Genomic DNA, 25,842 nt, shown 5'->3' on the forward strand with positions numbered 1-25,842 from the left:
GGCTCACGCTGCAACACGTGAACACCCGGCGACTGTCGCAAAAACGACGGATCCCGTCGCCTCCTGTCAGTGTCCCCGTCATTGGATTGCGAAATCTCTGCAGCCGAGGTTAGTCATGTTGGTGTCGTAATCGATGGCGACGGCACACATCGAGTGCGTGCCCTTCAAGAAGCCGGCGGCTACCCGGACGCGTGCTTGCGAGGGATACCGAACGACTGCAGGCATGGGGAGTCGCGGTTCGCGGCGATCACGTGATGCGATTTGCCCTCGACGGGTTTCGAGCCGCGCAAGAGCGGCTCCGAGGATTGGGATCTCGTAGGACGTCGTCGGGGCCAGTTCTGGCGGGCCCTCCGGCAGGGGCGTCGCCGTTGCCGTAGGAGGAGTTGGTCCGAATGAGCCAGCGCTCGGCGTGGAACTCGTCAGGGCAAGGGCAAGGGCAAGGCTGGTGAGCAGCTGGAGCTGTGTGCGGTGCATGGAGTCTGTTCAGGTGTCTGGACTGGATTCAGCGTTCGGCTGGGCCGGTGGCTGGCGACGCCGTGAGGGCGGTGAGGCGCATCAGGGGTTCTCCCCAGTGGCAGGTTTGGAGGACGATCGCGCCGGTCATGCCGTGAGCGTCGTTGGTCGTGCTGCCGTGCTTGGCGACGTCGCGGAGGTCGGTGACCTCATACTGACTGCTCGAGCCGTCCGCGGCCGCAACCGTCACGGCGTCGCCGAGGTCGAGCGGGAGGATGACGTCTCCCCCGCACCCGTTGTGGGCGGCGTACATGGGCTGCAGGGCGGGGTCGGTGGCGTACTGCTCGAGCTGCGGGAAGGTGCCATCGCACACGTCCATGAGCGATTCCGGGCCGAGCACGCCAAGCCGAAGCTCCGGCAGCTGCTCGCCAGTGGGCGAACCGCTCGCGGCGACATGCGCGGTGACCTCGTTCGCCGCGATGCGCGCTTGCCCGTAGGCCCGGTCCGCGGCCTCGGGAGCAAGCGTCGGGAAAACGGCGAGCGCGATGCCGGTAGCTGCGAGCATGATGCCCGCTGCGGTGAGGGCTGTCCCTCCGCGCTGCCGGCGTCGAACTCGTCGTCGAGCCTGCCGTGCTGCGCGTCGGGTGATGGGGAGTTCTGGGGTGAGCAGGTTGCCCTCGAACGAGGGGCGTGGATCGATCATGGTCAGCTCCGATGCGATGCGCGGACGGTTAACGGGTGACGGCCCACACCCCGGGGTCACAGGGGTGTGGGCCGTCAGTCATGTGAGGAAGCGGGCTAGCTCAGTTCCGCAGCATCGGCCTCCGCCGCCTGGCCCTTGCCCTTCTTGCGGGCGATCAGCACTGCAGCTGCGCCAGCAGCGAGGATGACTGTGCCACCGGCGAGCCACGGAGCGAGGTCGCCGTCGACGCCAGTGGTCGCGAGCGACGCGGGAGGCGTCACCTTGCCTGGAGCAGGGGGCGTGGTCGCAGCAGGGGGCGTGGTCGCGGGAGGCGTGGTCGCTGGCAGCTCCTCGAGCGGGACCGTGTCGTCGTCATCGTCCTTGACCGGGCCACGTGGGGTCTCCGCGTGAACGGTGGCGACGTTGTGCACCTTGCCATTGGCCTGGTCCGCAGCAGTCACCGTGTAGAGGCCCGTCGTGAGGGTGATCTTGCCACCAGGGGCCAGGCCCTCGTAGAGCCCCTTGTCTGCGATCTCGACGTTGAACTGCTTCAGCAGCTCGTCCGCGACGATGCCCGTGGTGTGCGTCGTGTTGCCGGTGTTCGTCACGTCGAGGATGTACGGGTACTGGTCACCCTCATCGACGATGCCGTTCTCGTTGTTGTCGACCCACTTCGTGAGGTCCGACTTCTTCTCGATGAGGACATCCGGGTTGCCGGGCGTGGGCACGCGCTCGGGATCTTCGTCCTCGACCGGCCCCTTCGGGGTCTGCGAGATGACCAGAGCGACGTTGTCGATGTAGCCAAGGTCGATGTCCGCCTGCGTGACCGTGTAGAGCTCGGACGCGAGCGACGTGGTCCCACCTGGGGCGAGGTGCCCGTACTTGCCGCCGTTCGTCAGCGGGATCCTCAGGCCATTCAGCTTGTCGTCCTTGATCAGCCCCTCGGTGTGCGGGATGTTGCCGGTGTTCTTCACGACGAAGTTGTAGGGGAACTGGTCCCCCACCGACATCTCCCCATCGCCGTCGTTGTCCACAAGCTTCGAGAGGTCGGCCGTCTTCGTCAGCTCGGTGCCCGGCGTGCAGTGCGAAAGGGCGCTCTGCTTGATGTTGGCAGCGAGATTCTTCAACGACACGACCTTGTCGATGCTCCACCCGGGCTCGAGCGCCTGCATGGCCTGCGTGACCTTCGCCGGGTCGGCCGGGAACATCGCGTCCCCGAGCCCACCGCCGCCTGTCGCGTCGGTGTAGACGAACACGGTCTTGAGCGAGATGCCCGCGTCCTTGAACTGCTGCGCGACCGCAGCTGCTGCTGCGATTGCCGCGTCCTTGGTCGCGTCGTCCGCGCCGCCGTCGCCCACGAGGGTTCCGGATCCGTCGGTGTACGTGTTCGGAACACCATCGGTGACGAAGATCGCGGTCTTCGCGCCCTGCGCCTGCGCGGAAGCCAGCGTCGCCTGGAGGCCGGCCTGCCAGTTCGTGGAACCGGAGAGCTCCTGGTCATAGGTGTAGGACTCGATCTGGTCGACAAGCGCGGCATTACCGTCTGCCGAGTTGATGTCCTGGTTCAGCAGTTCCGGAGCCGAGGGCAGTGGAGCTGTCCGCCCGAACGAGGTGATGCCCGCGGTGACCGGGATCCCGATGCCCTCGAACGACCTAACCGCCGAGGCAAACTCGCTCTTGGACTGCTGGAGATTCTCCGGCGAGAACGAGAACGTGATGTCCTGCGTGCCCACCCAGTTGATCGAGCACGTGTTCGCGTTGTCGTCCGCAGCGAACGCCGACGGGGCAGTGAGTCCGGCGATCCCGGTCGAAAGTGCGACCGCGCCGAGCGCACCGAGTGCCAAGGCGCGAGTTCCTGCCCGGTGCGAGCCAAGCTTGATGGTGGTGGTCATGGTGAGTGAGTTCTTTCTCTTCGCTGTGACAGCCGGTGCGGATGCGCTGTTCGGCTCGTTGCTGATGGAATGAGGGGTCATGAGCGGCGTACCCGTCGTCCGATACCGAGCGCGGCGAGTCCAGCCACGAGCGCTGCGGCTCCGGTTGCAACGAGCGATGCCGACTGGGTGTCGCTCCCGGTCGCTGCGAGTGGGACCGATTCCGTCTGAGTGACCGCTGGAGCGTCGCTCTCGAACGATTCGGGGGACGTAGACGTGGCGCTGATCGCATCCGCCGAGTTCACTGCCGGGACAATGAGATCCGGCACGACGTCGGGAGCAGGTTCGGGACGGTCGGATGTCGGTTCGGGATCGACCGTGGGCTCAGGTCCTGTGGTCGGTTCGGGCTCCGGAGAAGGCTCCGGAGTCGACGGCTCCTCGGGCGCCTCGCCCGCGCCGTCGGCGTCCTCGACATCGAGCGTCGCGGAACCGTCGACCTGTGCGACCTGGAAATCGGATGCGGGAGGTGAGGGCGGTTCGGTGAGTTCCGTGGCTTGGGCCACGGGGGCGGTGATCAGCGCAACGCCGATTCCGCACGCAAGAGCCGCAGCGGCGGCCAATTCTCGTTTGGACTGCAAGGGTGCCCCTTAAGGTAACGAACATGTTCACTACCCATTGCCTGGACACCGACCGATCACGCACGAAACGCGCACGAATTCAGGAACTTCCATTCACGAATGTCCGAGGTCCCCAGTAGCGTGCAGACATGCCTCGGATCCGCCACCCGTTCAGCATCAGTGCCGTCCTGTTCAACCCGTTCGCATGGATGCCCGCGATCTTGATCACGATCTTGTGGCTATGCACGTTCTGGCTCGGGCAGTCCCTCATCGCGACATTCGTCCTGTCGCGGTTCTGGGCAAACGAGTACCTCCAGCACCCTGGAACGTTCACGTTCTCCGAGCCCCTGTGGTGGTGGACGGGAATCATGACCCTCAACTGGGTGCTGCTGATCGCCTGGCTCGTGCGTCGACAGCATGGAACGGCAAGGATCCGACGTCAGTGGCGTCGCAGCATGCCGATCGCACGCCCTGAACGAGAGCGGGCGGAGTTCGCGCGGGAGCAACGCGAAGGTGCGGTCGCTTGGGAAACACACGATCTGGAACGTGCCCAGCGCATTTCCTAGCGCGCAGGACTCGGTTCCCGACAAACAGCCTTCGGCTGGGGTTGCCGCGCGATCGCTCTCCGCTGCGCTCCGAACGATCCCACGCCGCCAGGGGGAGGTTGCCTAACTGTTCGAGGTGGTGGTGTTCCCGGAATGGCAGTCACCGCAGGCTCGGGTTCCGAGGTGGTGGGGGTGGAGTCGAGCCGGGCGCTATTCAAGGATGTGAGTTCGAGGCTTGACCCCAAAAATACGTCTGTACGGGAATCAGCAGCGGAATCTCGACTCGACGGCATCACCAGGAAGGCCCACTAGGAATGATCATGAGGGACACTCGTGAGTTCCTCGCTATCCGGAACCGTCGACGCGGCATTGAGCGTTGACCCGACCTGCGTACCAACGGCTGACGCACGCTGAGGCGAGTCTGCTCTTAAGACAGCCACTACTCGAAATGGAAACCAAAAAGGCCACCGTCGTCAAAGGCATCCGTGAGGCGGGGCTTGATGACGTCTGCTGACAGCCCGTCGTCGTACTGCTCGGCTTTTGTCAGATCGTCGCTGTTCATGGTCACGATGTACTGGAGGCCTTCCTCTTCAGCGACATTGGCGACTAGTTTGAGCGCTTCGGCAACTTGGCGTTCGTCTACCCCGTCAAAGAGGTGGCTGTCGTGGACAAGGAAGTCCGGGCCACGTCCGCTCCGGTGGGCTAGGACGGCGCAAGTCAGATCGAAGCAGAAAATGACCATCTTGCCGATGCCCTGACTGTTCTCTCCGCCGATATGTGGAGAGATGCGCAAGCTGGTGTCGAGGGCAGCTATCTCGACGTACGCGTCTCGCCCGGGTCCGTAGAGCGCAGTCGCAAATCGCTGGAAGAGGATGTTGATCTCTGCGATGTGCTGCTCGCGTTCGATGAGGTCTCGGCTGATTTCTTGTTGGAGCCTGCTGCGCTCGAACTTGATCTCAGCTTGAGTTGCCTCGAGCTGCTTGGCAGTCTCGAACCGAGTACTGATTGTCTGTAGATCAGAACGAGCACGCGAGAGCTGGTCCTGCAGAGCCGTAAACGCATCGAGAGCCCCACCTTCGTGGAGGGCACGGAGCAGGCCAGCCTGCTCCTCGCCGAGCTGCTGACGTTCCGCCTGGCGCCCTTCGAGGCGGGCCTCGGTGCTCGCGATCTCTTCTTCGAGGTATACACGTCTATTCGTGAGAACGGACTCGTGGAACGACTGGACGTCTTCGTACCGCCGGAGCACAGCGTCGGGTAGCACTATTCCGAGCTCTCGGTATGCGCGTACGAGGTAATGCGTGTCTGGTTCGTGTTCGTCCCGTAGGGCATCCTGCAGGTCTTGTAGGTTGCGGCGATCGGCAGCGTCCTCTGCCCGAGTACGTCGAATGCGTGCGTCCGCCTCATCTGCGCGTGCTTGCAGAAGCTCATACTCAGGTACGACTCGGAAAGCCGCGACTTGCTCTTCGAGACGACGCACCCGAACGGTGTGCGCGGCGACCTGGCCGCGCAGCTCTGAGACAGTTCCAACGACAAGACCGAATGCGGGATCCTTTGCAGCGGACTTCAGCTTTCTGCGCAGGGACTCACGGCTGGCGAGTTGTTGATAGCTCGCGGCAAGTCGCCAGTCCAGACCGAGGAGATAGGCAATGTTGGCGGTCGCTTCTGCAGCGGACTGTCTGGGGAAGGTTTGCACCGCATCGTCCATGCCGTGCTGACTAACCCGACGAATGTATAGCCCGAGGAGTGCACGCGCGCTAATCCCAGTGTGCTCGTCGGGGAACCCAAAGAGGTCTCGCCCGATGGCCGCCACCCACTCTGGCACCGTAGCCTGTCCTGTGGCCTGGACGAGGGGCATGCCTGCAGTAACGTTCGGTTCCAACGTGACTCGGCTGCGCTTAGCTAGGGACCGCCAGACTGTGAGCCCATTGGGGACGCCGGGCCAGTCCAAACGCGCGGAGAAGGTATCCGGTTGAAGTGCCGCGTTCTCGAGAACCGAGTCAGTTAGGCTCCTCATACCGAGAAGTAGGTGCAGAATCTCGATAAGCGAGGATTTTCCCGCACCATTTCGGCTGTCGGTTGTACTGGAACGGTCGGTCTTGTCCGCGATCAGGATGTTGCGCCCTGGCCCGAAAGTGATTGACTTGAAACGCTCGTCGCTGGATCGAATTTCCCGGAGCATCAGGAGACCGACTTTCGATACAGGATGCCGTCCTCGTAGTGCAAGGCGCCGAGCGCGTACAACGAATCGAGAGCTAGCACGAACCAGGAGTACGGCAGCACGGCGTCATTCTTGTGGCGAGCACGCCATGCTTTCAGCGTCGTCCACACCTGGCTGACTGTCATGGGCTCGTTGAGGATCATGGAGATCTGCGCTCCGACGGTGAGCAACGCTTGTTGCGGGGCTATCCCTTTGGTCGGCGTGATCACGATGCGATCACTCCCATGGTCGGCTCCCATCCTGTGGGTGCGTTCTCGAAGATGTCGCAGCTCTCGAAGAAGTAGGCGAGGACAGCGGTCTGCGCTCGGTACATCGGCATAGAGCGCGTTCGGTTACCTGCGAGAAACTCCCGTAACCGCAGCAAGACATCCTCGGGCTCGAGCCTGTTGCGGACCGCGTCAAGGTACTCGGTGTGGAAGCGGGCTGCGACGTCGTCGCGCTCGGTGATGTCGATGCGGCGCTGGTAGTAGTCGGAGATCATGGTCGAGTGACGCATGCCATCACGCAGTTCGGCCTGGGTATCCTCCGTAAGTTCGCTGTATCGCAATTTATGGACGGACACGGTCTCGATTGACGGTGAGAAAACGTCAGCTAGACGCAGGGACGCGAGGTCGGCCAGCAGCTCCTCCATCTCCTGCAGCCCGACAGCGACCGAGTGCTGCTGCATGGGCAACTGAGTCCTGAGCAACGCCTCGACGTCCTGGCTGTCCTGCCTCCCGAGCAGGTCACGGAAGTGCCGCATACCCATGACCTCAAACGAGATGCCCGAGTGGGCCGTCCGCGCTTCGGCGAGGGACTCGGATATCTCCGGGTGCACACCGCGCACGTCGTTGTGGACAAACACAAAAATCGTGAACTGTCCCGAGCGCTTCTCTATCGCGCCGGCGAGGTCGGACTTGAACTTCCTGATCGTGGCACCCGCATCGACCGCCTCAGGGGCGTAGCAGGCGTAGAGCTTCCCGTCATGCAGGTCGAGGCCGTCGCTGGCGATATCGCCCAAGTTCCCGTGCGTACGAACATCCAGGAAGCCTGGGAAACACAGCGACATGAGGTCGTCGAAGAAGGCCTGAAACGCGTTCCCATGCAGGTCATGAAGGTGCGCCCAGAGCACACCGCGCAGCGAAAGGCGCTCGTAGAAGTCCACGTCGACCTCCCTCCTCGATTCCAGGCAGTTAGTAGGTCCAGGCTAGGGGATAACGGAAGACAGTCCTGCCCCGCGCGCCCCGCGGCGACCGCCGCGTCGCTTGGAGAAGGCGCCGGCGCCGGCGCCGGAGGCTGCTGCAAAAGTAGTACAAACTCCAATAGCGCGCATGCAGACCGCATCACTGTTGCAACGCGTGAGCTGAGTGAGATGCGGTTGGACCCGCCCCGCACCCTGTGAGGCCATCCAGCCACCTGGCCGAAGCGTCTCGACGTTCGGGACGTCGAGGTAATTGAAGCGCTCAGCGCGGTACACCTCGCGGTCGATTGACACCGCTGACGAGCTCAGCCCACGCACCGGAAGGACGCCGGAAGTGTCTGGGTAGACCGGCGGCACCTTTTCCCACAGGAGCCACGATGAGCCGTCACGCGGGCGTACGGCCAGAGGCACCCAGTAGACGTCCCTCTGGTGCACATACCCCTTGGAGCCGCTGTATTCGATTCGCGCGCACCGGAGCGTGAGCGCAGCTAGCGCAAGCTCAACCTCGACAAGGTCCGCAGCGGGAACCTTGGCACCGGGATCGAACGCAAGGAACATGGGTGAAGTCTCGCAGGGGCCACCGACGTTCCAGGCCCGGAGACCCCGGGGTGAATTGGGCGGATCCGGACGGTGTTTCATCCCGAGATGTCACACCGTCCGTCGCCACGTCCGGTCACGGTTCAATGCCGGCCAGCGACCGGATCGGCCCAGAACCCCGGACACGGCCCCGGTGGCCGCCCTACGGTCAAGCTGTTGACCGGCCAGGGACTGGACAGACGATCGCCTGTCCGACCACGGGGACCGTGGCCGGACGACTCGTGGCCGCACCCGGGTGGCCGCATGTCCGGACACAGGTCTCAGCATGGCCAGTAGCCGGTCACTGACCGCAATTCAGTGCGGTCACTCTTCGATCCGGTGCGCGCGTCCGGTCTCGTTGCCGAACAGGTCTTGTGTTCGCTTGACCGGTTTGCGGTCAGCGCCGTCCAGCGGCGGTCCGATCCAGAGGTCGAGAGCTGCCAGGTATCCCTCGGCTGCGGCACGGTCGAGTCGACCGGTCACCGGGTCGAGGGTGGCCGCGTCCGCGATGCGGATGGTGGCGTCCGTGACGAGCACGGCCATGCCCAGGAGTGCGGCCGCTGGTGGGTGTCCGGACTCGGTGGCCGCGGTCACAAGTTCCTCGAGCTCGGGAAGTTCCCGTGCGGCCATGTCCGGGTTCCCCGTGAACCAGGCGACGAGCGCCTGGTGGTCTTCGGCTGCCCACTGCTGGTCGAGCTTGCGGAGCTGGTTCCCTGCGGTGCGGTGCGGTTCGTGCGTGTCATGACTGACCTCTCCTCGCCGGGCCGCGTTGCCGCCCCCGACAGTGTTCCCGGGTCGGCGCTGAGCGTTCCCGGAGGGCAAACCGTGTGCTTTCCCTATCCCTCCTTTGCGTGAGCTCGGCCGGAACGCGTTGGCGACGAGTTAAGCGCCTCGATTCGCGTCGAGAGATGAACGGTCAACGTCACGCAGAGAGGACACCAAGGACCAAGAGCAGCGAACGAATGAGGGTGAGGAGACAGAACGAGGAATGACGGACTGAGGGAGAGATGAGTCGAGGGGACGAGGGAAACAGGGGGGAAGAAACGTGACGGACACGAAGAGAGAAAAAATGGTAGGCACGCAGGCACTTTTAGTGTGAGCTACGCTCATTCCGTGCGCGGCGGAGTAGCAAGGTGGAAGCGAGGCGTCGCAGGCCACGGCCTGCGAGCCGCGGTCCACTACGCCTTCGATGGCGTCTGCGACGGCGCTCGAGCCGATCGGCTCGCGTCGGTCGACGCGGCGATCGGATACGCGCACGCGGGATCGACCGTGACCCGCTTCACCGCCACCGAGGCGGGTATCGCCGTCGATGAGCTGGGCGTGGAGCAGCTGAAAGCCTGGGTCGCGGGCAGCGACCCCGCCACGGGCGTGCATCGCGGCTATCAGATGCAGGGGCCTGACGCGGATCTCCTGTTCGATGTGACCGTGAACGCACCCAAGACGCTGTCGCTCGCGGCGATGCTCGACCCGGAGATCGCGGCCGCGTTCGACGCTCTGCAGGAGCGGATCCGCGATCGCACCATCGACATGTGGCGCACCGAGTTGAACGCGCGCCGCGGCGGGCAAGGGCGCATCAGCATGGACCTCGCGCAGATCGAGGTGGTCGAGCTGAAGCACGCCCGGTCGCGTTCCCTCGACCCGCACGCCCACACCCACATGTGGCTCAACGCTCGTGTCCTCGGCCAGGATGGCCGCTGGTCAAACCTCGACTCCCGGACAATGCTGCGGTTCCAGACACTCGTCAACGCGGAAGGTCAGCTGGCAGCGGTCACGGACACTGAATGGGTGGCCACGCTCGCGGCCAAGGGCTTCACGATCGACCCGACCACGGGTGAGGTCGAGCAGCTGCAGCATCTTGTCCGGTCGTTCTCGAAGCGGTCAAACCAGATCGAAGCGGCCAAGGCCAGCTTCTTGGCCGACTGGCAGGCTGACCACCCCGGACAGGAGCCGACGGTCAATGACCAGATGGCCGTTGACCGGCGCGCGTGGGCGGTCGGACGTCCCGAGAAGCCGGACATGGTGTCCGAGGCGGACTGGGCGGACAGTGTCCGCCGCGAGCTCACGGACCTCGACCCGGCCCTGCTCAAGCAGCGGAAGCCGGTCACTCCCCCGGTCACCGACCGGGCTGTCCACGTATCCGGGGCGGACATTGACCGCGTGGCCAGGCTGGCCATCGCGGACGCCGACTCCCGGTCGACCTCGTCCAGTGGCCGGTTCTCGGACTTCACGCTGCGTGCGGGCGCGGTCCGCGCGGTCGCTCGCGTCGTGGCCACCGGCAACCGCGACGTGCTCACCTCCGCGGTGGACGCTGCCCTCGACCGGGCACGCGGCCACTACCTGATCGACTTGGCCGCGGACACTCTCGACGTGCCCGGTGGTGTTGGCCGATACATGCTGGCCGAAACCGCAACGCTCAAGCGCGACGTCGACGAAGGCATGAAGGCGCAGGCCAAGCGCGGAAAGAACGTGGCCACGCACCTCATTGACCAGCTCGCCAGCAACAAGAGGATCGGCGGTGAGCACGGCCTCGACGAACAACAGACCGCGGCAGCGTGCGCGATCGCTGGCTCTTCCCGTCTCGTCACGGTCATCGGCCCAGCGGGTGCGGGCAAGACGACCATGCTGAAAGTGGCCGGGGCCTCATTGTCCGGCCAGGGCCGAAAGGTGCTCATCGTCGCGCCGACGAAGAAGGCGTCGTCCGTGGCCGGACGCGAGACCGGCGCGGACGCGACCAGCCTTCACGCGCTGCTCTTCCAGTACGGGTTCCGGTGGAGCGCGGACAAGGACACGGGACGGCCCGTCTGGCAGCGCTTGGCCATCGGCCAGAAAGACCCGACGTCCAAGGACGGCCTTACCTACCGGGGGCCGAAGGACAGCGCCGTCGTTGACCGGAAGACGCGCATCGTCGTGGACGAGGCGGGCATGGTCGACCTCCACACCATGCACGCGCTCCTGCAGGTGACCGCTGAGACGGGCGCCGGACTCGCGCTCGTCGGCGACCCCGCCCAGGTCAACCCCGTCGGCCACACCGGCGCGATGGCGCTCGGCCAGCGCTACGCGGACACGCACGTCGATCTCGAGTCCGTGCACCGCTTCCGCACCCAAGGGGGCGAGACAGACACGGCCTACGCGGACCTGACGCTGCGCATGCGCGCGGGCGATGCCCCGGACGAGGTGGCGCACGAGCTCGTGACAGGTGGTCACGTCCGGACAGCGGCCACTATGACCGAGCTGCACGCGGCCATGCGTGACCGCTACCTCGAGCTGGCCGGACACAAGGATCGGGCCGCCCTGTGCGTGGCCACGAACGAGGAAGCGGTCACCCTCAACGACCTCATCCAAGAAGAGCGTATTGTCCGCGGACAGGTGACCGGCAAGGTGCTGGCCAGCACCACGGACGGGTCGGTCATCTACGCGGGCGACCTCGTCCAGACCAGGCAGAACGACAGCGAACAGAACGTGGAGAACCGCCAGGTGTGGACCGTCCGTAAGAAGACACTGACCGGCCAGCTGCTCCTCGAGTCCGTTGACCAGAAGGGCCTGACCACTACGGTCGACGCGGACTACGCGGCTGAAAAGCTCGAGCTCGCCTACGCGTCTACGATTCACGGCATCCAGGGCGAAACCGTGCACGGCTCCATCGTTGGCCCCGGCGTCGACGCCGCCGGCCTTTACGTGGGGCTGACCCGCGGGAAACGCGTCAATGAAGCGTTCCTCGTCGCGAGCGATGATGCGACCGCGGAGGGGCAGCTCGTGGAGTCGCTGCGCCGCGGAGACCTCGAAGCGAGCCTGCAGGACAATCACCGGGCGCTGCATCGTGAGCTGGGGATCTCGGCCCGCGAGGGTGTCTTTGCGCCCGCTCCCTGGCAGCAACGCCCAGCCGGACACCTGCTCGACCTCGACGTAGCAGAAGCGCAGATCCACCCCACGCACACGCACCGGGAGCTGCAGGCAATCAAAGACCACGCCGACCGCCTCGAAGACGAGCTGCGTAAGCTCCGCCGAGCCCACAATGACGTCATCGCGGATCCGCGCAGCGGCCCCGGGCCGAAGCTCGAGGACATCGACGAGCTTCAGAGCCAGGCAAATGAGGTTCGGCTTCAAGAGCGAGAAGCGAACAAGGCCTCGATGCTAGACCTCCGCAAGCTCGACGCACTCCACGCCGAGCGCGTCACCCGAGCTCAATTGCTTGTTCCAGAAAAGGCGGCGTACGAACAGCAGGAACGCTTGACCGCCGCACGTAGTGGGCGAGGCACACGTTCCGTGGATGCACACTTCGCCTGCCCCGGTCCGGGGCGGGACAGAGACCCAGCTGGCCCCTCTTTCTAGCTCCAGGGCGGGGGGACTGGCGTTGCTCTGCTGGTGCTGGTCGTCGTCGCTGTCGGCCCGCACTCCGCGCGTCGATGCCATGCGGGCCACGGATCGGTCGTTCCGGCGCGAGACGGCTAGACTTGCCGAACCGGGCAGGTCACGGAGAGACGGGCGAGTCTCGAGCCGGTGATTGCGTTTGCAGGAGTTGGATGGCCGCTAGGGTCACCCAGAAGATCCAATCGAGGTATTCGTCACCGTACTCGCTCTTCTGCGTAGCATTGTTGTGTCGCAGCGAGAAGTTATTGTAGATCTGGAAGAGGTCGCTCTGATCTTTACTGGTGAACTGGAGATCTCTGAAGGTTTGCTTGTGTCGCTCTAGATATCCGGCCAGCTGAGTCACGGCGGCCCTGCGCTGGACGACACTCGCAGAACGATCCCGGTACATGCGGATCGCTTCGGCCACGACTTCATCTTCTGATGTTTCGCCTGGCGCAGAAGCCTCCACCAGCTCATCCGCCAGAAGATCGAGTCCGACGTTCGAGCGTCGCACCAGGTTTCCCACGTCGGCGGCCGAATTCGAGATCTTGAGTTCCACACCGTGGCGTTCCAGAAGTGTGTTGACATGCCATCGGTACACCGCGGCGCCTGACTGCTTGTTGTGGTCTGCGTAGTGGTACCCACAGTCGCTATACGAATGGTAGGAGCGCGATCGAGGTCTGCGAGCCTGGTCGTGGAAGTACTCCATAGTCGAGAAGAGAATCTCTCTGGGAATCAAGTTCTCCTCGAAATCGTGAGGCCAGGCGACCACCGTGCTGAACTCGCGAGTCAAGATCGCGCTCACATCTGGCGACTCGGAACGATCGTCGACGCACTCCCGCGGAACGACCCGGGGGAAGTAGTTCCATTCCGACAACATGCCGATGAGCTGAGTGAACTCTCTACCCAACGAAGCTCTGGCAGCGACTTCAGACCGCCTCCCGTGCCTGGTGTGAAAATACCGCCGCGGCTCGAAAGGTGTGAGCAAAGACGGGTCCCGAAGAACGTTGGTCAGAAAGTAGCGCGCATCTGACGAGCCGAGCAAGCCGTTATCGTCCAGCTGATCCGCCAGGTCATCGTCCGCGATCGCTTCTGAAACAAGCATCGCGACCGCGTTGTCAAAGCCCGGTTCACTCGAACGCCGGAGCAGACGGTCCGCCTCCCACAGGAACAGCTCTTTCGGCCACTTCAGCGTGAGATCAAACTCTTCGAGGTCCAAAGTCTCCCCTTCAGTGGCGAACGACGCCTTCTGCGCGGCGGTTTTCGGCCTGTGCCGTCGCCCAGTTTCGGCGCCAGGCAGTGCTCGACACCGGACCCAAGACAGTCTAAAAGCCCGAGGCCGCTCCGGATACAGACGCCTCGGGCGGCCGACGACCGCTTGCCCCCACGCAAGCTAATGCGAACTGGAGCCTGCTTTCACGTGCCTCGTAGGCGACGAGGTCTTGAGACACACAGTATGGAGTGTCGATCGCAACGGCTCATGACCGAGGAGCAGGTCGACGACGCGGCAAGCGTTCGCGTTATGTCGCAGCAACAGGCGCTTGTTCAGGACAGTCAGATAGTGAAGCCCCGGAGGGCCCGCCCCCTCTTCAGCTTCCGGGAGCTCCGTGGCTGATGGCTTGGACTCTGGCAGTCTCAGGTACGGCGTTGCGCGCGAGATGCCTAGGTTTCCGACGAGTCCGCCACCGGCACGTCGACGGCGTTCAGCTGCGCTGGGTTGCGCACTTAACTGTCCGCGATCTCCGGTGGTCGACCTCCGAGCCCCGGCAGCTCGACGCCTGCTCTCGGTGTCCAAGACGCGCTCGCGCTTGATCTTGAGCTCCACTTGAGCGAGTGCTGCCATCGCGGTGACCACCATCGATACCTTGGGCGTCCAGGTGTCAACATCTCCTCGCCGAGGTTGAATACGCGCCGTGCACTCCCTCTGCACGCAGCTCTTTGGCCAAGGTCAGCACGTTGCCGGTTGAGCGTCCGATTCGATCGAGGGTGGTTACGACGAACGTATCGCTGCCCTGGACAAGTGAGCGCAGTGCTGCGTCTAGCGCAGGGCGCGATGCGTGCCCGCCTGAAGTTCCTCGGTCGACGCAGAGATCTTCGGCGCGGACGCCGGCACCTCGAAGGCCAACCTTTAGCCAGTCGGCGTCCTGGCGTGTAGTTGAGACTCAGGCGTGGCCGATGAGTTTTGGGCACAGTTCTCCTGTCGCAAAACCAACGCCGGAGACACGAGCCGAAGTGCGCAGTTGCGCCAGATAGTTGTGAGAACTGCGCGTCCCGAAACTCCGGCCCCCAGCTCCCCCGCCTCTGTGTCTCAGTGGCGACGTCTCGAAATCCTAGGGTCTCGCGGCACTGGCCTTTCGTTCTCGCGTGATCCTTGGGAGGAAGCGCACGAGCGCGACCATGCCCACGAGCTCGACGAGCGTTTGCATCACGATGACCACCGGAGCCAGTGAGAACGCGGGTGGCAGGGCGAGCGCGAGCGGCAGCACGACGAGGGAGTTGCGAGTAGCACCGCTGAAGGCCAGCGCTCGGGTCGCGGGAACGTCGAGGTGGAAGGCTCGGCCGACCAGGAGCCCGACGAGCACCATGATCGTGAGGAATGCCACGTAGATCGGCACGAGCACGAGCAGCACCGACCCGGCAGCACCGACCGCTCCAGCTTGGGATGCCACGACCGTGAAGAGGGTCGCCATCATGAGCGGCACCATCAGGTTCATCATGGTGCGCTCGATCACCTGGCCGCTGCGGTGTCGTTTCGCGAGGAGCTGGACGAGGGCTGCGGCACCGAGTGGCACCACGATCAGCAGCAGGAAGGCGCGCGCGAACGGGGCGACGTCCACCACGGCCACCTCATCCGGGCCGAGGAAGATCAGCAGGTAGAGCGGCAGGAGCAGCATCTGCGCGAGCATCAGGAGCGGGGCAGCTGCCAGCAGTCGGTCGGACGCGCCGCCCGCGAGGCCGGCGAACACGATCACGTAGTCGATGCACGGCGTGAGCAGCACCAGCAGCACTCCGAACAGCAACGCGGGCTCGTCCGCCACGAGCCTCGACAGTGCGTAGGCGACGAGTGGCACGATCACGAAGTTCACGACCCCCACGGCCCCGAGGAAGCGGCCATCGCGAAGTGACGTGCCGATGGCAGCGAACGGGACGCCCAGGAACGTCGCGAACAGCAGCAGCGCGAGCACCGGTTCGATCGCGAGTTCGAGATGGTGCACCCCGGGCACGAGGAGGCCGAGCGCGCCGCCAGCGGCGATTGCCGCGAGGTACAAGGCGATCTGGCGGCGCTCCAGGACTGCGACGAGGCGCGTCACGAGACGGGGTTCGAGGTGAAGTTGATGGGCACGGCTTGACGGTAAACGTTCGTCCCGCTCGAAGGTCAAGCCCGTTCCGCGCTCGTAAGCTCCCGGCATGCGTATCTCTGAGGTCAGCAGGCGGAGCGGGATCAGCGCGACCGCGCTGCGCTACTACGAGAGCATCGGCCTCGTCACACCCCACCGCTCCAGCAACGGCTACCGGGATTACGACGCCGCCACCCTGCACCGACTCGATCTCATCGAAGCGAGCAAAGAGCTCGGACTCCCCCTCGCGGATATCAGCAGACACCTCGCTTCCCTGGAGGTCGACTCCTGCACCGAGGTGCGCGAGCAGCTTCGGCCACTCCTCGCTGAACGTGTACGACAGATCGATGAAAAGCGGGCACGGCTGGACGAGCTGAGAGCACGGCTCACCGCGGCCAATCACGGCCTTGCTGAGTGTCCTGACCGCGACGACAGGTGCTCCACGGAGTGCATCTTCCGCACTTACGACGAGAGGGCTGGAACCTGCCCCACCGTCCTGGAGTGAGACAGCTCAAAACGCATTGCTTTCGAGAAGTGCATGTGCTACGAGGTGGTCGCGGCGTCAGCGCATCGGTAGTGGGCGGTCGCTGACGATGTCTTTCATGACGAGCGTGGTCCTGAATCGCTGGACTCCCGGGAGGTTCCCGAGGTGCTCGTCGTAGAGGCGTTGGAACGACTCCAGGTCCCGTGTGGCGACGCGCACCATGTAGTCAGGATCGCCGAAGAGTCGCTGAGCGTCGATGACTTCGGGGAGGCCCTGGAGAGCACCTTCGAGTCGTTTAAGGGTGTCAGTGGCACTTTCGCGCATGGTGATGAACAGCAGTGCCTGGAAGCTCAGACCGACCGCGGCAGGATCGAGCCTGGCGTGGTATCCGGAGATGGCACCTGAGCGCTCCAGCTCTCTGAGTCGTCGATGGCAGGACGACAGGCTGGTGTTGACGCGCGCAGCGAGGGCGGTGACCGTGAGTCGCGCGTCCGATTGCAGAGCTGAAAGAATCTCTCGGTCGATGTCATCCATGATGGCAAGTCTCCCACTATCGCGCCCTGGATATGCAAACTTAGGTGCTTTGTGTCACGGAATCCAACATATTCTTGCACCTATGTTTCCGCGCGAGGGGTGGTGGGTGTGTCCATAGGGCTGATCGCAGCATTCTGGGTTGTATCCATACTGTTCGTCATCACTCCGGGTGCGGATTGGGCGTACGCGATCACTGCTGGATTGCGGGATCGGTCCCCCTTGCCTGCGGTGTTGGGCATGCTCGCTGGTCACCTGATCGCGACTTTGGTGGTGGCCGCTGGCGTTGGAGTTCTCGTGTCTCGTGTTCCGGGCTTGCTGACAGTGATCACCGTGGCCGGAGCGCTGTATTTGGTGTGGCTCGGTATCGGCCTGCTGCGCGCGCCGGCTGCGGTCCCGCAGGCCGAGGATGGGGTTGCCATCACGAGCTCTCCCTTTGCCCAGGCGGCGAAGGGGGTCGGCATAAGTGGCCTGAACCCGAAGGTGTTTCTCCTCTTCCTCGCGCTGCTGCCGCAGTTCACGGATGCGGCCGAGCCGTGGCCGGTGGCAGTCCAGATGACGGTGTTGGGATTGATTCATCTCGCGAGCTGCGCGGTGGTGTATCTCCTGGTGGGGTATGGCGCACGCAAGGTGCTGCGGGCGCGCCCGAGAGCAGCGTTCGTCGTCACTCGCGTGTCCGGGGTGGCCATGATCCTCATCGGTATCGTCTTGGTCGTCGAGAAATTGGTGGTGTGAATGTCTGGTCCGTATCCCCGTTCCGCGACCCAAACCCGCAAACCAGTCGATGACGTAACCGCTGCGCGTGTGCGAACGAGTTTTGGGCGGCAGGGTTTCATGCATCATCTCGGTGCGCGGCTTGAGTCGATCGAGGTCGGTCGCGTTTCCATCGCGCTCCGCGCTCATTCAACGCTGACGCAACAGCACGGGTACGTTCATGCGGGCGCTACGAGCGCGATCGCTGACAGTGCCGGCGGGTACGCCGCGCTGACGCTCCTGCCGGCAGGTTCTGAGGTGCTCACCGTCGAGTACAGCCTGAACTTGCTCGCTCCGGCCCGTGGCCAGGAGTTCCAAGCGGTCGGTGCTGTCATTCGCGCTGGCCGTACCCTGACCGTTTGCTGTTTGGACGTGTGGGCGGTCGACGCCACCGAGCGGACACACATCGCCACGGGGCAACAGACCCTCATCCGCGTCGAGGCTCCAGAGTCCGACGCGCACCCAACCGAAGGAGAATCTTGATGTTTGTTGACCTCACTCCGTACCACGGACTGACCACGCCCCATGTTGCTGATGCCTGCATGCGACTGGGTATTGCTGTGCGTTCGGCCCCGGCTGGGCTGCGCCCACTGTCGCCGGATACACACCTCGTAGGTCGGGTCCGGCCTGCCCGCCACGCCGGTAGCGTGGATGTGTTCCTCGAGGCCTTCGAGAACGCCGCCCCCGGGGACGTGCTCGTGGTCGATAACGGAGGACGTTTGGACGAAGCATGCGTGGGTGACCTCATCACTCTGGAAGCAGCCGGTGCGGGGCTTGCCGGAATCCTGATCTGGGGACTGCACCGCGACACCTCAGAGCTTCGCACTATCGGACTCCCGATCCTCAGCCTTGGGGCATTGCCTCCCGGGCCCGCGGCCGTGGAGCCTCAGCGTAACGACGCACTGCACAGCGCGCAGGTTGGCGAGCACACGGTCACCACTGACAACTTCGTGCTCGCGGACGATGACGGAGCACTCTTCCTGCCCCTAAGTCACGCGGACGAGCTGGCGGAACTCGCCACCGCCATCCGTGACACCGAACGGCGTCAGGCGGCCCTCATGCACACCGGGACGACGTTGCGTGAGCAGATGCATTTCTCGGACTACCTTGACCGTCGCCGCGCAGAGGGGATTGGCTTCCGAGAACACCTCCGCGCCATCGGTGGGGCCATCGAAGAGTGAAGCGAAACACGCTCTACGACTCGCGTTCATCGCGTTATCGGTAGCCAAGTTCACTGCACTCCTATGGTCCCGAATGCGGTCACCACACCATGCTTACGTCATGCCAACCGGCTCCCTCCTCCGCTAACGATCACGCGAACACCGGTGAGACATCTCAAAACACATGGGTTATGCGGCACTGGTTTCACGTTCTGGCGTGCCCCTCGAGAGGAGGCGCACGACCACGAACATGCCCACGAGTTCGACGAGCTTTCGCATCACGATGACCACCGGAGCCAGCGCGAGCGCTGGTGGGCCACATCGCGACCTCACTGACGCCCCCGCACACGAGCGCGGCGACGCCTGCCCTGTAGAGCCACCATCCAGGGACTCCCCAGCAGCTTGACCACGATCCCGCCCATCAGCCTTGAGAGCAACGACAGGGCACCAAGAAAGCGGTCCGGCCACGACAGCGGCACGTCCGCTCGCCCATCGCAGTGAAGACCATGTGAGCAGCGATTCCCCCTGAGTGTCCACAACGACACGTTAGGAGTCAGCACCGACATTCGCGGTCCAACGACAACGCAGCCCGGAAACCGTGGCGCTTTCGGGGCCGCGTGTGGTCGTGCGACTGCATCGGAAACTGGGCAACGGACGCATGCGCCCGCACAACACCTACATGGACGCTCCTGCGTGTCCAGCGGCGGCTGTGGGCACGGGTGACCGCGCGTCATCGCGGAACCGGATACCCGTCGACGCTTTGACGAGCTTGTTGAGGTCGAGGCCTCTAGTTGTTTGACGTAGCTCCTCTGCTCGCACGAACGGCGTGCGGAGGACGTCGCGGAGACGGTCCGATTCGGCCTTGTCTTGGCGCAGCAGTTTGTTGCCCATGGCGATGGAGCGGGCCGGGCCGTTCAGCTCGAACTGGAGGATGCCGTATCTACGAGCGTTGTTCATCGTTTCCACCTGTGTCGCTTCGCGGTTCTCGATGCGCGCATTGTTGTTGACGAGCGCGACCCGCGCGAGGCTGGTGTTGTGCGCGTATGCGCGGAAATCCTCCGCCAGTGCCCTCACTGTCGGGGGCACGGGTGCGACTTCGGGAATCCGGGAGATGAGGTAGGCGGCGAGGCCTCCTCGCGCGCGTTCTTCCTGTAGGACGTGCGCGTACGTCGACCAGGGCGCGGTTTCGGGCCGGTCGCGGCCGCTGGAGAAGCGCACGAGACCGGAAAGGTCCGAGCACTGAGTCACGTCGAGGTCGCGCAGGAACCGCACGGATGTGAGTTCAGACTCGTACGCGCCTTCGAGCCAGTCGATCGTGAGGCCGTGATGTTCGCGTTTGCCGATCGCGTAGGAGCCTGGTCGAGCCCCGAATGCGTTCGTGGGTGGCAGCGTGTACAGCGTCCGCTCGTTGTACGTGAATTGCTCGATGCGCAGCTCGTGCCGCAGCTGGAGCAGCCGCTCTGAGGGGACGCCGCCCTCCCGTTCCGATTGCCGCAGTTGTGTGGGGAGCGCCTTCCGGGCCGGGTCAAACCTCGGGTAGCGGGACTCGAGCCAGATGGGAACGGCGAGGCGCAGCGCGCGACGTCCGGCGCTGCGCTTTACGTCCTTGAGATCTCCGGTCTGCCCTCGTCGTGCAACGTACTCGACGGCATGCGCGCGCATCTCCCGGGTCGCACTCCACGCGGCGTGGTGTAGGAACCGGTCCTGGTCCTCAACCCGGTCGAACCCTTCGACGGCGGGGCCATCGGTGAAATAGCTGCGCACCGTTCGTTCGACGGCAGCGTTGGCTTTCGTGATCATGAGTGTTCCTCTCAGATCGACGCGCCAGCGGGGCCGCTAGAGGGTCGGGTGTGGGTGTGGTCGGCGCGGATGTCGACCGGGCGAGCGGTGCGCTCTTCAGGGGTCTTGGGGCGCGGTACTTCGCGGGCGAGGTTCTTGTTGAGGGCTTGGAACTCGACGTCGCGTGGCTTCTGGGAGGCGACGAGGACGCTCACGTTGTCCGGCCGAAAACCGCCCCAGTGGGTCATGAGCTTGCCGTCGACCTTCACGAGCACAACCGGAGCGCGGAAGTAGCCGAGCGCGTTGACCTCCGCTGCTGCTTCGGGATCCACGCTCGCGTCGCGTTTCTCGTACTCGACGCCCGCCTTCTCGAAGGCTCGTTCCGTGGCTTTGCATTGTTGGCAGTCCGGGGTGGAGACCAGCTCAACTGTTCGCTCCATGACGGCCACCTACTCCAGGCCCGAGCCGGGCGTTTTCGTCGCCCATGTCGTCGTGGCTTCCACGACCGGGCCGGTCTCGGGCGCGCCGCGGCGTTCACGGTCGATGTGCACCGCCGCGAACCGCGGCGAAGGACCGACGAGCTTGACCATCAACTGGTTGCTGGGCTTCCCGTTGCGAGTGCCCATCACATACCGGCCCGCGGCAACAACCAAGTCGCCGCTCTGGAACGTCCGGCAGATCATCTCCGCCTCTTGCCCGTACGCGACGCAGGGAACCGACGTGCGCTCCCCGTTCACCCAGGCCCCGTCGACCTTGTTGCGATCGTTCTTTGCGAGCAGGAACCGGGTGTAAACCTGCTCGCCCTTCCTCTTCAACTCGGGGGTGGTGGTGATGTTCCCCTCGATGGCCATGTCTGTCTCGAACGCGGGCATGAGCTGCCCCTTCCTACTGGCGGGGCACGCTTCCCGTGTCACCCTCTAGTAGCTATTGCCCGCAACCACCCCGGAACCGCGCGGAGAACGCACGAATCAGGAACCGTGCAGGCAATCCCCACGACAAGGGAAACGCGGCTCCTAGGCTGTCCGGGTGCGCAGCAACATCAGGAGAGCACGGCGCGTTCGCCCCCTCCGCGAAGCCGTCCCTCCCGTGACTGTGCACCTCGCCGTCCAGGCGGACGCCACTAGGAGCATCCCCTGCATCGTCCGAGCCGCAGCACCCCCCGTTGAAAGCTCGTACACCAGCTACGGGAAGCTGGCGATCCGCCTGGACGATCGAGACCACCTCGTCCACGTCGACACCCGCGAAGGCTTGGCGTTGTACGCCGCCCTGAAAAGACATGGCCCAGCGCCCGCATTCCTGGACCCACTGGGCAACGACAAGGTCCAGCTGACCGTGCACAGACGGGCTCGTTCACGCCTCGCTTGAGATTTAACGCTCGAGAACGCGTCGGGCCGGACGAGTGTCATGATGAAAGCATGACCGACTACGACCTGAACCGTCTAGGCCCACTCGAGTTCGAACACATGATTCAAGCCCTAGCGGGTGCAGAGTTTGGCGTCTCGGTGTCCGTCTTTGGGGCTGGGAAAGATGGCGGACGCGAGGCCACCTTCCACGGACAGGTACCTGGTCTCGATTTCGTTTCGCCGATTGTTGCAGACACAATCCAGCCCTACGGGATAGTGCAGGCAAAGTCCCTGCGTTGGGCAACAGACACACGTGAAGCCGGCTTAGACATTGACACGGCAACAAAATCGGAACTGAACAAGTTTCTGATTCAGCATGGCCAGGATGAGCCACTGAGGAAGCCGAAACCCGACTTCTACGTGATCGCTACCAACGTCCGGTTGACTGCTGCGTCTGGCACCGGAACGCTCGATATTGTTGAATCTACGCTCAGGAATCACGAAGTCAGCCTCAAGGGTTACGCGGTCTGGCACTACGAAAAAATATGTCGGCTACTCGAAAAACACGGCTCGGTCCGCCGAGCTTACGCCAGCTTCGTCACCCCGGGCGACGTACTCGACCGAGTGATGGAGATGTTGGGCGAGGGCAGTGCAGCCAGCATTGCACCCGTCCTCAAGAACCATGCCGCATTGCAGATCGCTGCGAGAGAAAAGATCAAACTTGAGTCTGCAGACTTGGACGGCAGGACGGAAACTTCCCTAAGTCTTGTCGGCATCGACCTTTCAGCAACCAACGCGGACGGCAAACATGTTGATGTCGTGAAAAAGCTACTTGAGGCGGGCGATAGATCTCTGAGGGGAAGCCACGAAAACGCACCCACGAGTGCTTACTTGATTATCGGAGGACCTGGGCAAGGCAAGAGCACGCTTGGGCAGATTCTCTGCCAATCCTACCGTTATGCTCTACTTTCAGACATTTCACGGAGTACACCCAACATCGACCTAGCAATTTCTAGGACAGCAGCCCGATTGAAGACCCTGGGTCTTTCCACACCAAACAATCGCCGATGGCCATTCTTCCTTGAACTGGCGAGCTACGCTAAACATCTAGCCGATGACCCCAGCGTCACAGTGACAGAGTTCATCGCATCTCAGCTTATTGCTCAGCGCGCAAGGGTTACAAGTGCACAGGTATGGTCGTGGATATCAAGCTGGCCATGGGTCCTCGTCTTGGATGGGCTGGACGAGGTACCAGCCAGTGGAAATAGAGACCTGGTCACATCTCAGTTGAACGCCTTCATTACCGAAGTGCGCCTCAAGGATTGGGACGTCCTTGTCGTTTGCACGACGCGACCACAGGGATACACGGACGAGTTTAGCGAATTCTCGCCCACAACACTTGAGTTGCGACCACTCACTCTAGATAGGGCGATCTCCTACGCTCGGAATCTCGTAAGAGTCAGATATGCCGAAGACAAAGAGTTGATAGATCAGATCCTGCTTAAACTTCGGACCTCCGCGAAGACTCCGCACGTTGTTCGCCTCATGACAACTCCGCTACAAGTAACCATCATGACGGTACTCCTTGAAAAGTTAAACGAAGTTCCCTCAACTCGTCACGAGCTATTCGATGGATACTACCGCGCGATCTACGGGCGTGAGAGTATCCGACCTGGAGCACTCGGGCAAAGCCTCAAAACCTACCATGAGCAGGTCGATTGGGTTCACGAACGAGTAGCCTTCACACTTCAGGAACTGGCAGAAATCGATGGAAAACGCCAAACCAAGATCCCAGCTACGGCCGTAACCGAGATGTTTGTAGCACGCCTCAGTAACGACGGGTACTCCGAGGAAAATAGCGAGAGAATCTCGAGCCAGCTGGAAACAGCATCCCGACACCGCCTTGTCCTCCTGGTTCCGTCTGGCATCGAGGATGTCACGTTCGAAGTCCAGTCCCTACAGGAATACATGGCCGCGCGGGCACTGTCTGACGGAAACATCGAGTCCGTCCTCGACCGGATTCGAATTCTGGCTCCATCGGCATACTGGCGTCATACGCTAAGACTGACCTTAGGGCGAGTCTACTCCCAGCGCACCCAAGACAGAGACGCCCTCGTCACCACTCTCATGTCTTTGGATTCTGATGACCAACGTTCGCGATTCCTTGGCTATGGCGCACAAATTGCGACTGACCTGTTGCGTGACGACTTCGCGATCTCGAAACCCCTTCATCGACGACTCTTGCTAACGCACGCCCTGTCACAATTGCAGCTTTGGCCCATTGACGACCATCGCCACCTCGCGAGTCTCTGCAGGGTTGTTCTAACGGGTGGTGACTCCGAGGCTGCAACTCTGGTTGAGGCAAAGCTGCGGGAAGCGATATCATCGTCGGCGCCAGCACATCTCAGTGCCAACATCATCCTCAAGAACCTGCTGCGCACCAAGGGCAAGTCGCGAGCGTTCGCTAAGCGAACACTCGCGCAGACCCGCGATCAACAGTGGGACAACGTTGATCGAGCTCTGCCGGGGTCAACAAGTGTAGGGGATTTGTTCGATGCCGCAGCACCCCACGCGGACTTAACCGTAGAGGAAGCAGCGAACTACGAGAGCATCAGCAACCTCCTCCATCAGACTCGCCTACCCGTCGCAGAGACGATAGAGCAGTTGACTACACACGCCTCCAGGTCGAACTCGCATGAATCGACCATCTGGCTTTCTACGGCGTTGGGGAAGGAAGGCGCGATTCCCGCTCTGCTCAAGATTGCCGCTCATGTGCCACTCAAAGACGCACTCGCTCCGATTGCGTTCCGAGAAGCGCTGATCCGCCACGACCAGAAAGCGCAGCGCACTATGCGCCACTACTCTCACTTCTATTCAACGCGCGGAACCGATTTGACCGATGCCGCCCCCCGACTTCGCGACGCCTAGCTGAAATTCAGGATTTCCTTATCCGCAATCCGTATGTGCCGGACAGCTCGTCTTCAGGCCGGGGCGACAGACAGCATCTGCACTCGAGGCATGCACCTGCAATTGCCCAACTCCCTCTATCGAGGAGAGACCACGGCCGGTTCGATTAGCTCTCGCCACCCACCGTTCACCCACGTCGCCCATTCGTCGGTGCCGAGCTCGGCCCACTTCTTGACTGAAGGCATGTGACCGTCTCGGCAGTCGCCGCGGTACCACTCTCTGATGCGCTGCTGCGCGAGGTGGAACCGTTCGTGCCACCCGATTGGACCGATGCCCGAGTCCCCAGCGTCGAAGAACGCGACGTGCGCCGACTTCAACGCCGACAGCTCTTCCACGAGAGCGCCGTGCAGGTGCCAGCACCCGGGGATGATGTCGAGTTCGTAGCGCACGACTACCCAGCGCACGAACTTCGCGAGCTCCGTCCATTCCCCGTCGACGGCGGCGTTCTCGACGGCGAAGCGTTGCCAGGCCAGGACCGTCGGGTACAAGCCAGGCACAGCCTCGCCGCGATTGCCCGGATCTACGTCGGTCGGGAACAGGTCATCGTCGAACTCGAAGTCCCCGTCGTCCACGTCTGGCTCGTCCGGGTTGTGGTCGTCGCTGGTCATCGTGCTCCAATCAGGCTGCGCAACCGGGATCGCACCTTGGCGATCGCCAGCAGCGTGGCTTCCTTGCGGCTGCGCATGTAGCGAAGCGCGCCATCGTTGTCCATCAGCTCGTGCACCAATCGGTGACAGAGCGGATGCATCGGCAACAGATCCTCGTCCCGCTCATTCGCCAGCCACGCACCGTTGAGGAGCTGCGTCACACCGCGGTAGTCGATGTGGTGCAGCTCGAGGCGACGCTTCGCCTGCGGCTCCATCCGCTTGCACACGCAGCATTGATGCCGGGCCGGGTTCTGGTCGAACCACCGGGCGCGTCTGGCGTGCCACTGCTTCGATTTCAGGTACTGGAGGCGGTACGCGCGTGACGCGGTTCCTGCTCGACCGTTGGACATG

Annotated in this window: 22 protein-coding genes and 1 pseudogene; 7 read left to right on the forward strand and 16 right to left on the reverse strand. The window is 63.3% G+C overall.

The window, feature by feature from the left end; translation table 11 throughout:
* Positions 1–502: 502 nt before the first annotated feature.
* From C5B99_RS12235 to C5B99_RS12245, 3 genes are all read right to left on the reverse strand, one after another.
* Positions 503–1,156 (reverse strand): hypothetical protein, encoded by a 654-nt coding sequence (locus tag C5B99_RS12235; protein WP_104242477.1) that lies wholly within the window; start codon positions 1,154–1,156, stop codon positions 503–505.
* A 95-nt stretch (positions 1,157–1,251) separates the two neighbouring features.
* The gene (locus C5B99_RS12240) at positions 1,252–3,027 is read right to left on the reverse strand and encodes a hypothetical protein (RefSeq protein ID WP_146081998.1); all 1,776 of its coding nucleotides are present in this window, start codon (positions 3,025–3,027) and stop codon (positions 1,252–1,254) included.
* A gap of 77 nt (positions 3,028–3,104) precedes the next feature.
* Positions 3,105–3,644 carry an LPXTG cell wall anchor domain-containing protein gene (locus C5B99_RS12245; protein WP_146081999.1) on the reverse strand — a complete coding sequence of 180 codons (540 nt, stop codon included), beginning with the start codon at positions 3,642–3,644 and terminating at the stop codon, positions 3,105–3,107.
* Positions 3,645–3,772: 128 nt separating this feature from the next.
* On the opposite strand from C5B99_RS12245, the gene C5B99_RS12250 reads away from it, so the two are divergent.
* Positions 3,773–4,189: a hypothetical protein gene (locus tag C5B99_RS12250; RefSeq protein ID WP_104242483.1), complete on the forward strand. Its 417-nt coding sequence runs from the start codon at positions 3,773–3,775 to the stop codon at positions 4,187–4,189.
* A gap of 418 nt (positions 4,190–4,607) precedes the next feature.
* Here the strand turns inward: C5B99_RS12250 and C5B99_RS12255 are convergent, their stop codons facing one another.
* The 4 genes from C5B99_RS12255 to C5B99_RS12270 all read right to left on the reverse strand — a co-directional run bounded on the left by C5B99_RS12255 (position 4,608) and on the right by C5B99_RS12270 (position 8,964).
* Positions 4,608–6,023, reverse strand: a complete 1,416-nt coding sequence (locus C5B99_RS12255) for an ABC-three component system protein (protein ID WP_258063248.1) — start codon at positions 6,021–6,023, stop codon at positions 4,608–4,610.
* Positions 6,024–6,346: 323 nt separating this feature from the next.
* Positions 6,347–6,595, reverse strand: coding sequence for an ABC-three component system middle component 6 (locus C5B99_RS12260; RefSeq protein ID WP_104242487.1), 249 nt, complete (start codon positions 6,593–6,595; stop codon positions 6,347–6,349).
* Positions 6,592–7,530 carry an ABC-three component system protein gene (locus C5B99_RS12265; protein WP_104242489.1) on the reverse strand — a complete coding sequence of 313 codons (939 nt, stop codon included), beginning with the start codon at positions 7,528–7,530 and terminating at the stop codon, positions 6,592–6,594. Before C5B99_RS12265 ends, C5B99_RS12260 begins: the two co-directional genes overlap by 4 nt.
* Positions 7,531–8,466: 936 nt before the next feature.
* Complete coding sequence (locus C5B99_RS12270; RefSeq protein ID WP_104242491.1) at positions 8,467–8,964, reverse strand: hypothetical protein; 498 nt, start codon at positions 8,962–8,964, stop codon at positions 8,467–8,469.
* Positions 8,965–9,255: 291 nt separating this feature from the next.
* Here C5B99_RS12270 and mobF point away from each other — a divergent pair, with 291 nt between their 5' ends.
* Complete coding sequence (gene mobF, locus C5B99_RS12275) at positions 9,256–12,471, forward strand: MobF family relaxase (RefSeq protein ID WP_181065007.1); 3,216 nt, start codon at positions 9,256–9,258, stop codon at positions 12,469–12,471.
* Positions 12,472–12,610: 139 nt separating this feature from the next.
* On the opposite strand, the gene C5B99_RS12280 is transcribed toward mobF, so the two are convergent.
* The 3 genes and pseudogenes from C5B99_RS12280 to C5B99_RS12290 all read right to left on the reverse strand — a co-directional run bounded on the left by C5B99_RS12280 (position 12,611) and on the right by C5B99_RS12290 (position 15,800).
* Complete coding sequence (locus C5B99_RS12280; protein ID WP_104242495.1) at positions 12,611–13,708, reverse strand: hypothetical protein; 1,098 nt, start codon at positions 13,706–13,708, stop codon at positions 12,611–12,613.
* A 661-nt stretch (positions 13,709–14,369) separates the two neighbouring features.
* Positions 14,370–14,591: pseudogene (locus C5B99_RS19690) on the reverse strand (recombinase family protein); the annotation flags it as partial.
* A gap of 228 nt (positions 14,592–14,819) precedes the next feature.
* Positions 14,820–15,800 carry an arsenic resistance protein gene (locus C5B99_RS12290; RefSeq protein WP_258063258.1) on the reverse strand — a complete coding sequence of 327 codons (981 nt, stop codon included), beginning with the start codon at positions 15,798–15,800 and terminating at the stop codon, positions 14,820–14,822.
* Positions 15,801–15,897: 97 nt separating this feature from the next.
* On the opposite strand from C5B99_RS12290, the gene C5B99_RS12295 reads away from it, so the two are divergent.
* Complete coding sequence (locus C5B99_RS12295) at positions 15,898–16,332, forward strand: MerR family transcriptional regulator (RefSeq protein WP_104242499.1); 435 nt, start codon at positions 15,898–15,900, stop codon at positions 16,330–16,332.
* Positions 16,333–16,389: 57 nt separating this feature from the next.
* Here the strand turns inward: C5B99_RS12295 and C5B99_RS12300 are convergent, their stop codons facing one another.
* On the reverse strand, positions 16,390–16,845 hold the full coding sequence (locus C5B99_RS12300) for an Lrp/AsnC family transcriptional regulator (protein ID WP_104242501.1): 456 nt from the start codon (positions 16,843–16,845) through the stop codon (positions 16,390–16,392).
* Positions 16,846–16,953: 108 nt separating this feature from the next.
* On the opposite strand from C5B99_RS12300, the gene C5B99_RS12305 reads away from it, so the two are divergent.
* From C5B99_RS12305 to C5B99_RS12315, 3 genes are all read left to right on the forward strand, one after another.
* Positions 16,954–17,577, forward strand: coding sequence for a LysE family translocator (locus tag C5B99_RS12305; protein WP_104242787.1), 624 nt, complete (start codon positions 16,954–16,956; stop codon positions 17,575–17,577).
* Positions 17,578–17,676: 99 nt separating this feature from the next.
* Entirely contained in the window at positions 17,677–18,078 is a 402-nt protein-coding gene (locus C5B99_RS12310; RefSeq protein ID WP_258063259.1) for a PaaI family thioesterase, read from the forward strand.
* Positions 18,078–18,776, forward strand: a complete 699-nt coding sequence (locus tag C5B99_RS12315) for an RraA family protein (RefSeq protein ID WP_104242506.1) — start codon at positions 18,078–18,080, stop codon at positions 18,774–18,776. Before C5B99_RS12310 ends, C5B99_RS12315 begins: the two co-directional genes overlap by 1 nt.
* Before the next feature lie 654 nt (positions 18,777–19,430).
* Here the strand turns inward: C5B99_RS12315 and C5B99_RS12320 are convergent.
* From C5B99_RS12320 to C5B99_RS12330, 3 genes are read right to left on the reverse strand one after another with little or no spacing between them, the layout of a single operon-like run.
* Positions 19,431–20,555, reverse strand: a complete 1,125-nt coding sequence (locus C5B99_RS12320) for a hypothetical protein (protein WP_104242508.1) — start codon at positions 20,553–20,555, stop codon at positions 19,431–19,433.
* A gap of 11 nt (positions 20,556–20,566) precedes the next feature.
* A complete protein-coding gene (locus C5B99_RS12325; RefSeq protein ID WP_104242789.1) occupies positions 20,567–20,974 on the reverse strand; it encodes a glutaredoxin domain-containing protein in 408 nt (135 codons plus the stop codon).
* 9 nt (positions 20,975–20,983) lie between these two features.
* Positions 20,984–21,406: a single-stranded DNA-binding protein gene (locus C5B99_RS12330; RefSeq protein ID WP_104242510.1), complete on the reverse strand. Its 423-nt coding sequence runs from the start codon at positions 21,404–21,406 to the stop codon at positions 20,984–20,986.
* A 543-nt stretch (positions 21,407–21,949) separates the two neighbouring features.
* On the opposite strand from C5B99_RS12330, the gene C5B99_RS19035 reads away from it, so the two are divergent.
* Positions 21,950–24,805 (forward strand): NACHT domain-containing NTPase, encoded by a 2,856-nt coding sequence (locus tag C5B99_RS19035; RefSeq protein ID WP_146082000.1) that lies wholly within the window; start codon positions 21,950–21,952, stop codon positions 24,803–24,805.
* 116 nt (positions 24,806–24,921) lie between these two features.
* Here C5B99_RS19035 and C5B99_RS12345 read toward each other — a convergent pair whose 3' ends face one another.
* Both C5B99_RS12345 and C5B99_RS12350 read right to left on the reverse strand, forming a co-directional pair.
* On the reverse strand, positions 24,922–25,452 hold the full coding sequence (locus tag C5B99_RS12345) for a hypothetical protein (RefSeq protein ID WP_104242516.1): 531 nt from the start codon (positions 25,450–25,452) through the stop codon (positions 24,922–24,924).
* Positions 25,449–25,841 (reverse strand): hypothetical protein, encoded by a 393-nt coding sequence (locus tag C5B99_RS12350; protein WP_104242518.1) that lies wholly within the window; start codon positions 25,839–25,841, stop codon positions 25,449–25,451. Before C5B99_RS12350 ends, C5B99_RS12345 begins: the two co-directional genes overlap by 4 nt.
* Position 25,842: the final 1 nt, after the last annotated feature.

The organism is Pseudoclavibacter sp. Z016 (genome assembly GCF_002931215.1).
GTDB lineage: Bacteria > Actinomycetota > Actinomycetes > Actinomycetales > Microbacteriaceae > Pseudoclavibacter.